Source organism: Micromonospora eburnea (assembly GCF_900090225.1).
Taxonomy (GTDB): Bacteria; Actinomycetota; Actinomycetes; order Mycobacteriales; family Micromonosporaceae; genus Micromonospora; species Micromonospora eburnea.
In genome coordinates, this window is sequence record NZ_FMHY01000002.1 from 5348289 (window position 1) to 5361230 (window position 12942).

Annotated in this window: 11 protein-coding genes; 4 read left to right on the forward strand and 7 right to left on the reverse strand. The window is 72.8% G+C overall.

The genetic code is table 11. The features are described 5' to 3' along the window. Positions 1–44 precede the first annotated feature (44 nt). From GA0070604_RS23015 to GA0070604_RS23035, 5 genes are all read right to left on the reverse strand, one after another. Positions 45–851 carry an SGNH/GDSL hydrolase family protein gene (locus GA0070604_RS23015; protein ID WP_091122389.1) on the reverse strand — a complete coding sequence of 269 codons (807 nt, stop codon included), beginning with the start codon at positions 849–851 and terminating at the stop codon, positions 45–47. 316 nt (positions 852–1167) lie between these two features. Then, entirely contained in the window at positions 1168–1566 is a 399-nt protein-coding gene (locus GA0070604_RS23020) for an NUDIX hydrolase (RefSeq protein WP_091122392.1), read from the reverse strand. A 24-nt stretch (positions 1567–1590) separates the two neighbouring features. After that, positions 1591–2409 (reverse strand): pyrroline-5-carboxylate reductase, encoded by an 819-nt coding sequence (proC, locus tag GA0070604_RS23025; RefSeq protein ID WP_091122395.1) that lies wholly within the window; start codon positions 2407–2409, stop codon positions 1591–1593. Positions 2410–2481: 72 nt separating this feature from the next. Continuing rightward, positions 2482–3510 carry a 6-phosphofructokinase gene (locus GA0070604_RS23030; RefSeq protein WP_091122399.1) on the reverse strand — a complete coding sequence of 343 codons (1029 nt, stop codon included), beginning with the start codon at positions 3508–3510 and terminating at the stop codon, positions 2482–2484. 180 nt (positions 3511–3690) lie between these two features. Beyond that, a complete protein-coding gene (locus GA0070604_RS23035) occupies positions 3691–4185 on the reverse strand; it encodes a polyadenylate-specific 3'-exoribonuclease AS (RefSeq protein WP_091122402.1) in 495 nt (164 codons plus the stop codon). A gap of 251 nt (positions 4186–4436) precedes the next feature. Here GA0070604_RS23035 and GA0070604_RS23040 point away from each other — a divergent pair, with 251 nt between their 5' ends. Next, the gene (locus GA0070604_RS23040; RefSeq protein ID WP_091122405.1) at positions 4437–5129 is read left to right on the forward strand and encodes a Crp/Fnr family transcriptional regulator; all 693 of its coding nucleotides are present in this window, start codon (positions 4437–4439) and stop codon (positions 5127–5129) included. Positions 5130–5201: 72 nt separating this feature from the next. On the opposite strand, the gene GA0070604_RS23045 is transcribed toward GA0070604_RS23040, so the two are convergent. Then, positions 5202–5459, reverse strand: coding sequence for a hypothetical protein (locus GA0070604_RS23045; RefSeq protein WP_091122407.1), 258 nt, complete (start codon positions 5457–5459; stop codon positions 5202–5204). A 138-nt stretch (positions 5460–5597) separates the two neighbouring features. On the opposite strand from GA0070604_RS23045, the gene GA0070604_RS23050 reads away from it, so the two are divergent. From GA0070604_RS23050 to GA0070604_RS23060, 3 genes are all read left to right on the forward strand, one after another. Then, the gene (locus GA0070604_RS23050) at positions 5598–9071 is read left to right on the forward strand and encodes an ATP-binding protein (protein WP_091122411.1); all 3474 of its coding nucleotides are present in this window, start codon (positions 5598–5600) and stop codon (positions 9069–9071) included. A 512-nt stretch (positions 9072–9583) separates the two neighbouring features. Beyond that, positions 9584–10423, forward strand: a complete 840-nt coding sequence (locus GA0070604_RS23055; RefSeq protein WP_091122413.1) for a DUF308 domain-containing protein — start codon at positions 9584–9586, stop codon at positions 10421–10423. A gap of 177 nt (positions 10424–10600) precedes the next feature. Next, the gene (locus GA0070604_RS23060; RefSeq protein ID WP_091127349.1) at positions 10601–12019 is read left to right on the forward strand and encodes an alpha,alpha-trehalose-phosphate synthase (UDP-forming); all 1419 of its coding nucleotides are present in this window, start codon (positions 10601–10603) and stop codon (positions 12017–12019) included. Positions 12020–12035: 16 nt separating this feature from the next. Here GA0070604_RS23060 and GA0070604_RS23065 read toward each other — a convergent pair whose 3' ends face one another. Beyond that, entirely contained in the window at positions 12036–12860 is an 825-nt protein-coding gene (locus GA0070604_RS23065) for an alpha/beta hydrolase (RefSeq protein ID WP_091122418.1), read from the reverse strand. Between the last annotated feature and the right edge of the window lie 82 nt (positions 12861–12942).

The following is a 12942-nucleotide window of genomic DNA, read 5'->3' on the forward strand; positions in this document are numbered from 1 at the left end:
GCCACTCTTTTCGTGAAAGCGCAGGTAGTGAGCGCCGCGCCGGCTCAGCCCGCCGTGGAGCGGAAGACCGGGTAGTAGCCGCCGGACTGCCCCGCGGCCGTCGGGTGGTACGAGATGGTGAGGTTGAGGAAGTTCAGCGCGTGCAGCCACTTCGTGCCGGAGCTGCAGAGCTGGTGACCGACGAAGGCCGACCGGACGTCGGCGAACTTGAAGCCGGCCGAGGTGGCGGCCGTGCGGATGGTGTCGTCGAGCAGGTTGATGCCCTCGTTGATCTTCGCGCGGGAGGCCTCGGTGAGCCCGACGCAGATCGGGTTGCCGAGCTGGTAGAAGACCGGGTACCCGACGACCACCACGCGGGCGTTGGGCGAGCGGCTCTTGATGCCGTTGTAGACGTTGGCCAGCTTGCCCGGCAGCTCGGAGCGGACCTTGTTCTCGGCCGTCTGGATGGCGGCGATGCACTGGGACTCGCCGTTGAGCACGCAGGTGGTCATGATGCTGGAGAAGCCGATGTCGTTGCCGCCGATGGTGATACTGACCAGGGTGGTGGTCGACGACAGCGCGGAGAGCTGGTTGTTGATGACGTCGGTCGTGGTCGCGCCCGAGCAGGCCACCGAGCGGTACGACGCCGGCTTGATGTTGGTGCTGTAGAGCGCGGGGTACGCGTTGTTGCTGCGCATGCAGGACCCGCTCTCCGAGGTGTAGCTGTCGGCGCCGACGCCGGCGGCGTACGAGTCGCCGAGCGCGACGTACCGGTCGGTGGCGGCTGCCTGGGCGGGGGTGGCCAGGGCCAGCGTGACACCGAGCGAGGACGCCAGCGTCAGGGCGAGGGTGGCAAGACGGAATCTCCGCACGTCGCACTCCTGGGGGTGGGAAGTGTTGGTGGGAGATTGATATCAATAGATTAACCCTGGCGGAAGATCAACATTTTGCAGGGTCTGCCGATAGACCCTTACGCATACAAATCGTTATCAGCCCCGCCATGATCACTGAAGGTTTTTGCCAGACGGACGCTGCGTCACAACCCGGGTGCCGCCTCTTCGAATAACCAACCGCCATGGCAGGAAATGCTGACGGTGGCCGCCGGCCACGACGCGGTGCTCAGCGACTCACTCGGACGAAGACCCTCTTCTCGGCACGCCGAAGCACCCCCGGCCGCGAACGGAGGCGTCAGCGCAGCGCGTCGGTCGCCCGCAGGTGATCGAAGATGAGCTGGTCCACCGGAGAGACCAGGTGCCGGTCGGCGTAGCCGAGCCAGGCCAGTTCCTCGATCTCGCTCGCCGGACGCAGCGCGCCCCGAAAGTCGGCGGAGTAGCAGGTCATCCGCACCAGCGTGCCGGCTGCCTGCCCGTGGGCCTGCGCGGTGAACGTGCCGACGTGCGCGGCCGACTCCGGCACGATCGTGACATCCAGCTCCTCGGTGATCTCCCGGGTGAGGGTCGCCAGATCGGTCTCGCCCGCCTCCCGCTTACCGCCGGGCAGATACCAGACGTCCTTCCCGCGGGATCGGGTGCTCAGCACCCGGCCGTCCTCGATCCGGATCCAGGCCACCTTGTCGATCTCGCGCACCGTACTCCCTCAGGCGCGCCCGGATCAGTCGGCCTGGGCGGCCAGCTCGCGGGCGCGGTCACGGGCGGCCTCCAGGGCCGCCAGCATGGCGGCGCGTACGCCGTGGTTCTCCAGCTCACGGATCGCGGAGATGGTGGTGCCGGCCGGCGAGGTGACCGCCTCGCGCAGCTTGACCGGGTGCTCCCCGGAGTCGCGCAGCATCACCGCCGACCCGATGGCGGTCTGCACGATCAGCTCGTGCGCCACCTGACGGGGCAGGCCGAGCAGGATACCGGCGTCGATCATGGCCTCGACCAGCAGGTAGAAGTAGGCGGGGCCGGAGCCGGACAGGGCGGTCACCGCGTCCTGCTGGGACTCGGGGACCCGGACGGTGACGCCCAGCGGCCGGAACATCTCCTCGGCGAGGGCCAGATGCTCACCGGTGGCGTACGCGCCGGCCGAGATCGCGCTCATCGCCTCGTCCACCAGCGCCGGGGTGTTGGTCATCACCCGGACCACCGGGGTGCCCTCGGGCAGCCGCCGGCTGAAGAAGCTGGTGGGCAGGCCGGCACAGAGTGAGATGACCAACTTGTCGGCCGGCACCTTGGGGCCGATCTCGTCCAGCAGCGCCCCGGCGTCCTGCGGCTTGACCGAGATGGCGAGCACCGCCGCCTCGTCCACCGCGGTGACGTTGTCCACCACCCGCACGCCGTACCGGGCGGCCAGTTCCTCGGCGCGGGCGGGACGCCGGGCGGTCGCGAGCAGCCGCTCCGCCGGCCAGCCGGAGCGGAGCAGCCCGGAGAGCATCAGCTCGCCGATCTTGCCCGCGCCGATCACCGCGACCGTGTGCACCTCGGGTGCCATGACGCCGTACCCCTCTCGATGGCGGCGGGGCGCGGCGGACCCTCGCGGGCCCGCCGCGCCACCGGCCGTCGGTCAGCTGCCGAAGAAGACCTCGGCCTCGGCGTACCGCTCCAGCGGCACCGTCTTCAGCTCCCGGGTGGCGTCGGCCAGCGGGACGCGGATGATGTCGGTGCTCTTCATCGCGACCATCTTGCCCCAGTCGCCCTCGTGCGCCGCGTCGATCGCGTGCAGGCCGAGCCGGGTGGCGAGCACCCGGTCGAAGGCGGTCGGGGTGCCACCACGCTGGATGTGGCCGAGCACGACGGTACGCGCCTCCTTGCCGGTCTTCGCCTCCAGCTGCTCGGCGAGCCACTGGCCGATGCCGCCGAGACGGACGTGACCGAAGGAGTCCAGCTCCTGGTTGTGCAGGACCATCTGGCCCTCCAGCGGGTGCGCGCCCTCGGCGACCACGACGATCGGGGCGTACTGGTGCTGGAAGCGCTTCTCGACGTACCCGGCGACCTGGTCCACGTCGAACTGCCGCTCGGGCAGCAGGATCACGTTGGCGCCACCGGCGAGGCCGGCGTGCAGCGCGATCCAGCCGGCGTGCCGGCCCATCACCTCGACCACGAGGGTGCGGTGGTGGCTCTCGGCGGTGGTGTGGAGGCGGTCGATCGCCTCCATGGCGATGTTGACCGCGGTGTCGAAGCCGAACGTGTAGTCGGTGGCGCCGAGGTCGTTGTCGATGGTCTTCGGCACGCCGACGACCTTGACGTCCAGCTCGTGCAGCTTGGTGGCGACGCCGAGGGTGTCCTCGCCGCCGATGGCGATCAGCGCGTCCACCCCCTGCGCGGCCAGGTTCTCCTTGATCCGCTCGACGCCGTTCTCGATCTTGAACGGGTTGGTCCGGGACGAACCGAGGATGGTGCCGCCGCGCGGCAGGATGCCACGGACCTCCGCGATACCCAGCGGCTTGGTCAGGCCCTCCAGCGGCCCCTTCCAGCCGTCCCGGAAGCCCACGAACTCATGACCGTAGGTCGCGACGCCCTTGCGGACGACCGCCCGAATCACCGCGTTGAGACCAGGGCAGTCGCCGCCACCGGTGAGCACGCCGATACGCATGTCTGCTCATCCTCCTGGAGCATCAGGTCAAGCCCGGATTAAGCCCCAGGATATGTGTCAGATCAGACCATCGGCGCCATTGCCGGCCCGGGGCGGGCCGTCAGTCCGCACTGTAGCCCGCGCGGGTGTACGACCACACCGCGCCCCGGGGGCTACCCCTCGGTAGTAGGCCGGTATCGGCTAACCGGTCATCGCCCGCCAGCGCGCCAGGTTGTGCCGGGCGTCGACCAGGGCGTCGTGCCGGTCCGCGTCGGCGTCGGGCAGCCTCGGCCGGCCGCGGTCCTCCCAGAGCTGGCGCAGCTCCTTGGTGAACCGCGGGATCTCCCGGGGCAGTGCCGGCATCGCCCCCCACAACTGGGCCAGCACCACGTGGTCGTACGCCGCGTACCAGGCCCACAGCTCAAGCTGCTCGCCCGGCCGGTCCCGGATCGGCTCCAACAGGAACTCGTAGAGGTCGTCGCGGATGCGCGACCGCGACCGCCAGGCCCGGTCGGCCGGCGACGGAAGCTTGTCGAGCACGTTACGGCGCACCCACGGCACGGCGCGGGAGTCGTCGAACTCGGTGGAGACCGCGTAGAACTCGCGGCCGTACTCGTCGACGACGCCGATCGACACCAGGTCGACGATCCGGCCGTCCTCGATGAACTCGCAGTCGTAGAAGTAGCGGTAGACCATCCCCACCATCCTCACGCACCGTCGCCGACGGCCGCTCGCCGGGGCTGCCACCGAGGTCGGTGCCGCTGCTAACGGCGCAGCTGACGAAGGGTCACGGAAGTGTCTCCGGGGGTGTACAGCACGCGACCGGAGCGTCATGATCTGATGTGTATCGCTACCGGACGCCGGAACCGGATCAGAATGCCTCACACCGGGCTGTCAGGTTAACCCGGTGAGCGAGTTGTGGTCCTTGACCGGGGAGGGGTTGGGCCGTGGAGGGTCGCCTGCCGGAGCCGGGTGACGCGCTCACGGGCGTGGAGATGTTCGCCGGGCTCGAGCCGGAGGTGCGACAGCGGGTCATCGCCGCGGCGGTGCCGCGCACGTACCGCAAGGGTCAGTTGCTCTTCGTGGAGAACGACCCCGGCGAGTCCCTCATCGTGCTGCGCCGGGGGGCCGTGGCCGTGTTCCGCACCGCGCCGACCGGCGAACGCGCCGTACTGACGGTCATCCGTCCGCCGGACGTGCTGGGTGAGGTCTCCCTGCTGGACGCCTCGACCCGGTCCGCCTCGGCCGAGGCCATCGAGGACTGCGCGGCCCTGGCGCTGTCCCGTCCCGCTTTCATGGAGCTGGTGCACTCCAACCCGCGCATCCTCGACGCGGTGATGCGATCGCTCGGCGGGCTGATCCGCCGGCTCACCGAGCAGAACGCCGACCATGTCTTCCTCGACCTGCCCGGTCGGGTGGCCAAGACGCTGGTCCGGCTGGCCGGCGAGAGCCAGGCCCCGATGATCACGATCGAGCTCAACCAGAGCCAGCTCGCCGAGATGGCCGGCGGCTCCCGGCAGAGCGTCAACCAGGCGATCGGATCGTTCGCCAGCCGGGGCTGGCTGCGCACCGAGGGGCGCCGGATCGTGGTGACCGATGTGGGCGCGCTGCGCCGCCGCGCGGGGATGAACGACCGCTGACCCGGCCGGCGGCCGCCGCGCTGAGAACGGCCAGGTGGGGCCGGCGGGACGACCGCCGACCCCACCTGCCGGTCACTTCTCCGTGTTGTCGGCCGGGGGCGAGCTCGGACCGGGGCCGATCTTCTGCGGCGGCGCGCTCGGGCCGGGGCCGATCATCTGCGGGTCGGTCTTCGTGCTCTCGGTCGAGCCAGAGCTCTGACCCTCGGGCTGCTCCACCATGCCCTTTTCCTCCAGTTCGGCGAGGGTAACGACGTCGACGTCGACCGTGTCGCCCGGGGCCCAGACCTTCCCATGCGGATCGATCCAGGAAGCGCACAGCCGAACGTTCACGGCACTCTCCCTGTCGGCGTCTCTTTCTGGTACGGAACACTAGACCGAGCCGATCAGCCGTGACGTCCCGCCGCACGTCGGGTACCCGACTCGGTAGCCGGGCGGGATACTGGGAACCTCTCGCGTACGGAGCCGGACATCGACCTCACCTGTGGACACTGCTCCCGGTCCGCCGGGCCGGACGACCGCTTCTGCGGCGGATGCGGTCGGCCCCTGACGGTCACCTGTCCGGGCTGCGGCCATACCAACAACGCCGAGGCCAACTTCTGCACCAACTGCGGCCAGCCGCTACGCGACCACTCCGTCGCGCCCCAGGAGGACCGACGCCAGGTCAGCGTGCTGTTCATCGACATCGTCGACTTCACCAAGTACGCCGAGCGCGCCGACCCGGAGCAGGCGCGGGGGCTGCAACAGGCGTACTTCGCCACGGTCCGGCGGCTGGTCCACCAGTACGGCGGCGTGGTCGAGAAGTACATCGGCGACGCGGTGATGGCGCTGTTCGGCGCCCCGGTGGCGACGGACAACGACGCCCTGCGCTGCGTCCGGGCGGGGCTGGAGCTGCAGCGGAGCCTGGCCCGGCAGCCGGGCGGCCCACACCCGCCCCTCGGGTTCCGGGTCGGCATCGCGACGGGTGAGGCGCTGGTCGACCTCACCGCGGCCCGCGACGGCGGCCAGGCGTTCGTCACCGGCGACGTGGTGAACACCGCCTCCCGGTTGCAGGGGCTGGCGCCCGCCGGCGGGGTGGTGGTCGACGAGAGCACCTGGGCGGCCACCCAGCACGAGATGGAGTACGCCGACCAGCCGCCGGTGACGCTGCGCGGGCGGTCCGCGGTCAGCCGGATCTGGCTGGCGCTGCGCGCCCGGCCCCAGCGCGACGCGCACAGCGCCGAGCTGACCCCGATGGTCGACCGGGACCACGAGCGGGGCCTGCTGGTCAGCGCGCTGCACCGCACCGTCACCGAGCGCACCTCGCAGCTGGTGACGGTGTTCGGCCCGGCCGGGGTGGGCAAGAGCCGGCTGCTGCGTGAGCTGGCCCGGCACGCGGCGAACCTGCCCGGCTCCCGGGTGACCTGGCTGACCGGCCACTGCCCGCCGTTCGGCGAGAACGTCACGTACGCGGCGCTGGCCGACATCGTCAGAAGCTGGACCGGGCTGCCGGACTCCGACGATCCGACCGGCACGCGCGAGCGCCTGCGGGAGCGGCTGGGCCGACTGGCCGACCCGCACGCGGTGCGACTGGCCGAGGCGCTGGGCCCGCTGGTCGGCGTACCCGGCGAGCGGCTCACCTCGGCGGAGACCGAGGCCGCCTGGCGGCGGTTCCTGCTCGCGCTGGCCGCGACCGCGCCGACGGTGCTCGTCTTCGAGGACATGCACTGGGCGGACGAGGCGATGCTCTCCTTCGTCGAGCAACTCGGCGCGGCGGCCCGGGGCGTGCCGCTGCTGGTGCTCGCCACCGCCCGCCCGGAGCTGCGCGAGCGGCACCCGGCCTGGACCGGCACGATCAGCGGCGCGATGTCGATCTCCGTGCCGCCGATGCACGACGGGGACATCGACGTTCTCTACTCGCTGCTGCTGGGGCAGGCCACCCTGCCGGCGGAGGCCCGCGCCCCGCTGATCGAGTTCGCCGACGGCAACCCGCTCTACGCGCAGGAGTACGCGCGGATGCTGCTCGACGGCGGGCTCGTCAACCCGACGAGGAACGCGGTCCGGCTCGACCCGGTCGGCGGGGCGGAGATGCCCCGCACCGTGCAGGCGGTGATCGCCAACCGGCTCGACCTGCTCGACCCGGCCGACCGTGGGGTGCTCCAGGCCGCCTCGGTGGTCGGGGTGCAGTTCTGGGCGGCGCCGGTGGCGCTGTCGCTCAACCGCCCGGTGGAGTGGGTGGAGCGGGCGCTGCACCGGCTCCAGCGCCGGGACATGGTCTACGAGCTGCCCACCTCGACCATGCCCGGCCAGCCGGAGTACCGGTTCCGCCACATCCTGGTGCGGGACGTCTGCTACCAGCGGCTGCCCCGGGCCGAGCGGGTGTCCCGGCACCAGCGCACCGCCGACTGGCTGGAGCAGCTCGCCGACGACCGGCCGCACGACCTGGCCGAGGTGCTGGCCAACCATCGCTGGGCGGCACACGAGATCGCCCGCACGATCGGGCTCGATCCGGCCCCGTACGCGCGGGCCACCCGCACCGCGCTGCACCGCGCGGCCCGCCGGGCGTACGAGCTGCACGCGCTGGACACCGCGGCCACCCTGGTCGGCCGGGCCCTCGCCGTGGAGTGCGGCCCGGACCCGACGTTGGAGCTCTTCCAGGCCGAGGTGGCGTTCTACCGGGACAGCGACGGGTTCCTGGTCGACGGGGGCACCGAGGTCCTCACCGAGCTGGCCGAGCGGCTGTCCGGTGCGGGCGACCTGCCGGGCGCGGCGAAGGCCTGGCGGCTGCTGGCCACCGCGGCCTGGGCCCGGGCCGACCGGTCGGAGACGCTGCGCTGCCTGGATCGGGCGATCGGCCTGCACGCCGGGCTGCCGGACAGCGAGGACAAGGTCGGCGCGCTGCTGGAGCTGGCACGGTTGCACATGCTCGACGCCGCGGCCGAGCCGGCCTGCGCCGCCGCCGAGGCGGCCACCGAGCTGGCCGAGCGGCTGGAGCTGCGGGAGGCACGGGCGAACGGCCGCATCACCCTCGCCGTGGCCCGCTACCAGGCCGGGGCCGAGGAGGCGTACGCGGAGCTGGCCGCGATCACCGAGGAGTGCCGGGTGGAGCGGCTGACCAGCCGCCGGCGGGCCGTGCACAACCTGGCCTGGGCGCTACAGGAGGAGGGTGACCTGGCCGGCTCGGCCCGACTGATCGACGAGCAGCGGTCGCTGGACCTGGCCGGTGAGCACGGCCTGACGGTGAGCTTCGCCGATCAGTGGACCCGCTCGTACTACAGCGGCGACTGGACGGCGGCGCTGCGGATGGCCGAAGGGTCGACGCGGCGACCGACCGACGAGTGGGATCTGCACATCGTGGCCGTGTCCGGCTGGATCCGCGCCCTCGGCGACACGCCGGACACCGTGCCGGAGGGCGGCGCGGCACCGGACCTGGTGGACCAGGCGCTGGTCGCCGCCCGGCGCAGCGGCTTCCACCGGGTGCTGCGCTCGACCGTGGCGCACGCGGCGCTGTGCCGGGCGGTGCAGGGCCGCCGCGAGGAGGCGTTGGCGCTGCTGCGCGAGCTGGACGCCGACTGGCGGCGTACCCGGATGATCCCGTTCGCCGAGTGGGTGCCGGCGGTCGGGCACGTGGCCGGGGTGCTCGGCGGCGAGGCGGCGCTGCTGGTACGCGACCTGCTGGCCCGCTCGCCCCGGGCGACCCGCTGGGCGCGGGCGGCCGGGCGCTCCGCCGACGCGGCCCTGGCCTGGCGGGCCGGCGACGCGCGGCGGGCGGCCGACCTGCTCGCGACGGCGGCCCGCAGCTACGCCGAGATGACCGACGTCACCGACCACGTCATCGCATCGGCCCTGTCGGTCGGGCCACTGGCGGAGGTGGATCCGAAGGCCGCGGCCGACACGCTCGCCCGGGTACGCGCGTTCGCCGAGCGGAACGCGGCCGGCGGCCTGCTCCGCCTCGCGTCGACCTGAACGGTCGTCGGTCGAACCGGGCTGGCCCGCCGCGCGGCAGACACAAGGCTGATGAGCGATGTGCCTCTGAGGCATGTCACTCTCAGACGTGTGCGACACCACGTCGGCCACTCCTTGATCCCTTTCCCGGCGAGGTACCTCCGCTTTGGCGACGAATGTGACTTTTCGCTTGCGGGCACCGGTTGCCGGATGGCGCTCGGTTCAGTCGACCTACGCGCGCAGGATCAGCCCCGGCGGCAGGCCACGGACGGCGCACTTCAGCAGCCAGTACAGCAGGGGAGTCCGCCAGGCGGGGCGGTGCCGACCGCGGCCGGCGGGGGCCGCCGGAACGCGCGCGGACCATGCCCCGGGGCGCCGTCGGCGAGCGGGACCGCCGGGGGAAGAGCCTACGAACGGGAGCGGCACGCCACAACGCACTCCCGGAACCGGGTGCGGACGTGTCACGATTCAGGGCACGGCGTGCGGGGCGTCGGGACGGGACGCACCGACGGGTGCGGCGAGGAGGGTGGCCGGTGTCAGCGGGTGGGCCGCGCCGAGGGCGGCGGGACAACGGGCTCGACGCGGCGGAGTACGCGGTCGCGGGCGACGTCGATCCGCGCGTCGGCGAACACCTGCTCGACGTGCTCGCCGCCGGCGGGATCGCGGCATACCTGCAACCCTCCGCGGACCTGAACCCGGTCACCCGCACCACCACCGTCCCGTCCCGTCCGGTCGACCGGCTCTACGTCGACCGCTCCCACCTCACCACCGCCCGGGACTACCTCACGCAGCTCGCCGACGAGGGCGCGCGCGATTCGGCCCGCGACGAGCCGGACGTCGAGGCCGAGTGGGCGAAGATCGTGGCCGGCTTCCACACCGCGCCGGCCGCCGGCAGCCACCCGTGGCCGGCCGCCGAGGACGTCGACGAGCCGCCGCTCGACCCGCCCGGTGCCGGCGCGGGCGCCGGTGGCCGCACCGAGGAGACCACCGGCCCGACCGCCACCGACCTGCGGCGCCTGCCCTACGCGGCGGACGTCTCCGGGATCTCGGTGAACCGCGGCCGGCCCGACGAGCCCTCGCTCCTGGACGGGCTGGACACCTTCGGCGCCGACCTGCCCGACGAGGAGGAGCACTACACCCCGCCACCGCCACCCCCGCTGCCGCGCTTCTCGAAGTACGCGGTGGTCGGCGTGCTCTGCATCGTGCTCGGGTTCGCGCTCTTCCTCTCCCCCACCATGCTGCCGGTCACCGACCCGTCGGTGGTGACGCTGCTCGGGTTCACCGGCATCCTGGCCGGCTTCGTGACACTGATCTGGCGGCTACGGCCCGGCGACTCCGACGAGGAGGACCCGGACGACGGCGCGGTCGTCTGACCCGAGTCGCCTCGCCCGCCTCCCGAATGCCGGGACGGCCGCCCCGCTGTGCCGCCGGTGTAACAGTCGTGTAACTTACGGTCAGTAGGAATATCGCTGTACGTCACTTCCCGCGCCGGCTGTCCGGGTTGCCCGTCTCTCCGGGGGGTCGGTCCTCGGCTGATCGGAATGCCCGAGATGCGACAGAGTCCCCTCGTGGTGGTGGCCAACCGCCTCCCCGTCGACGACAGTGTGGCGCCGGACGGCGCCTTCGAGTGGCGGCGCAGCCCGGGCGGCCTGGTGAGCGCCCTGCACCCGCTGCTCCGTAACACCCCGGCCGCCTGGGTCGGCTGGGCCGGCGGCACCGGCGTGGCACCGCACCTGCCCGACGTGGACGGCGTCCGGATGCACACCGTCCCGCTCAGCGGCGACGACCTCCGCGACCACTACGAGGGCTTCGCCAACGCCACCCTCTGGCCCCTCTATCACGACGCCGTCGAGCAGCCCGAGTACCACCGCCGCTGGTGGGAGGCGTACCAGCGGGTCAACCAGCGGTTCGCCGAGGCCGCCGCCGAGGCCGCCGAGCCCGGCGCCCTGGTCTGGGTGCAGGACTACCACCTCCAGCTGGTACCGGGGCTGCTCCGGGAACTCCGCCCCGACCTGCGGATCGGTTTCTTCCTGCACGTGCCGTTCCCGCCGCCCGAGCTGTTCATGCAGCTGCCCCGCCGGGCGGAACTGCTGCGCGGCATGCTCGGCGCCGACCTGATCGGCTTCCAGCGCGCCCAGGCCGCGCACAACTTCGCCCAGCTGGTGGCGAAGGTGCTCGACTTGCCCGCCACCGACCGGCGGATCAACGTCGGCGAGCGGGTGGTCCGGGTCGGCGCGTTCCCCGTCTCCATCGACACCGCCGAGATGGCCGCGCTCGCCACCCGGCCCGAGGTCGCCGACCGGGCCCGTCGGCTCCGCCAGGACCTCGGCGATCCCGAGCGCGTCATCCTCAGCGTCGACCGGATGGACTACACCAAGGGCATCGAGCAGCGGCTCAAGGCGTATCGCGAGCTGCTGGCCAGCGGAGACGTCAAGGTCCGGGACACCGTCCTGATCCAGGTCGCGGTGCCCAGCCGGGACCGGGTCGCGCAGTACCAGATCCTCCGGGACCGGGTGGAACACCAGGTCGGCCGGATCAACGGCGAGTTCGGCCGGGTCGGCGAGCCGGCGATCCACTACCTCAGCCAGCCGTTCGACCGGGCCGAGTTGGTCGCCCTCTACCGGACCGCCGACGTGATGGCGGTGACGCCGCTGCGGGACGGGATGAACCTGGTCGCCAAGGAGTACGTCGCCGCCCGGGTGGACGACACCGGGGCGCTGCTGCTCAGCGAGTTCGCCGGTGCCGCCGCCGAGCTGGAGCAGGCGTACCTGGTCAACCCGCACGACCTGGACGGGCTCAAACAGGGGCTGCTCGCGGCGCTGCGGGCCACGCCCGAGGACGTCGCCGCGCGGATGCGCGCGATGCGCGCGCAGCTGCGCCACGACGACATCCACGCCTGGGCCCGGTCGTACCTGACCGCCCTGGACGAGACCGGCTCACTGCTGCACCGGCTCGGCACGACCGACTGAGCCGGCCGCCCGGCGCTCACCCGGCGGCCGGCGTCGGGACCTTCTCCAGCCAGTCGAGGATCGCGTCGATCGGCTCCCGCCAGCGGGCGTCGAGCATCAGGTCGTGCCCCATGCCGGGGAAGAGCAGCGGGGCCGAGGCGTACCGGCGGGCGGCCCGGGTCAGCGCGGCCGGCGACACCACCCGGTCGTCCGGGCTGCCCAGCACCAGCACCGGCGGGCGGCCCACGGCCGGCTCCGGCTGCCGGCCGGTGACCAGCTGCCACTGCGCCCGCCGGCCCGCGCGACCCAACCGCGAGACGTACCGGCGGGCCTCGCCGTCGGGCAGTTCCCGGCTGAACAGCTGCCGGCGGTGCAGCCGCAGCCGGCCACCGAAGACCGCCGGCAGGGTGCCGACGGGGTTGCGGCGCAGCGCGGTGGCGAGCGTGCCCCAGCCGCCGAGCACCGGCGCCACCAGCACCGCCGCCCGGGCCGGGTAGCGGGCCAGGGCGTGCGCCACCACCCGGGCACCGGCGCCGTGCCCCACCAGCACCGCCTGCCGCGGCAGGCCCGCCGCCGCCTGGACCACGTCATGGGTGTACGACCGCAGCGTCGCCTCCGGCGCCGGCGCGCTGCCGCCGTGCCCGCGCAGGCTGAGCGCGTACGCCGGGAAGCCCCGGGACGCGGCATGCCCCAGCCAGTGCTCGGCGAACGCCCACGCCCCGTGCCCGAACCCGGGTACGAAGAGCAGCGGCGGCTTCGCCTCCTCCAGCTCGGGCACCGTGGCCAGCACCTCGCGGCGGGCCGGGCGCTCCGGGCGGGCCCAGTCCCACGGCCGGACGATCCGGACCCGTTCACCCGTCACGGTGCTGGCCTCTCGTTCGCGGCTGCGGGGCTCCGCTGCGCTGCACTCCTCGCGCTCACCGGTGCTGACCTTCCGTTCGCGG

Excerpts from the sequence above, each read along its gene's own strand:
- proC (WP_091122395.1), bottom strand. The coding sequence starts at position 2,409 with ATGGCACCCGAGGTGCACACGGTCGCGGTGATCGGCGCGGGCAAGATC.
- GA0070604_RS23030 (WP_091122399.1), bottom strand. The coding sequence starts at position 3,510 with ATGCGTATCGGCGTGCTCACCGGTGGCGGCGACTGCCCTGGTCTCAAC.
- GA0070604_RS23035 (WP_091122402.1), bottom strand. The coding sequence starts at position 4,185 with ATGGTCTACCGCTACTTCTACGACTGCGAGTTCATCGAGGACGGCCGG.
- GA0070604_RS23060 (WP_091127349.1), top strand. The coding sequence starts at position 10,601 with ATGCGACAGAGTCCCCTCGTGGTGGTGGCCAACCGCCTCCCCGTCGAC.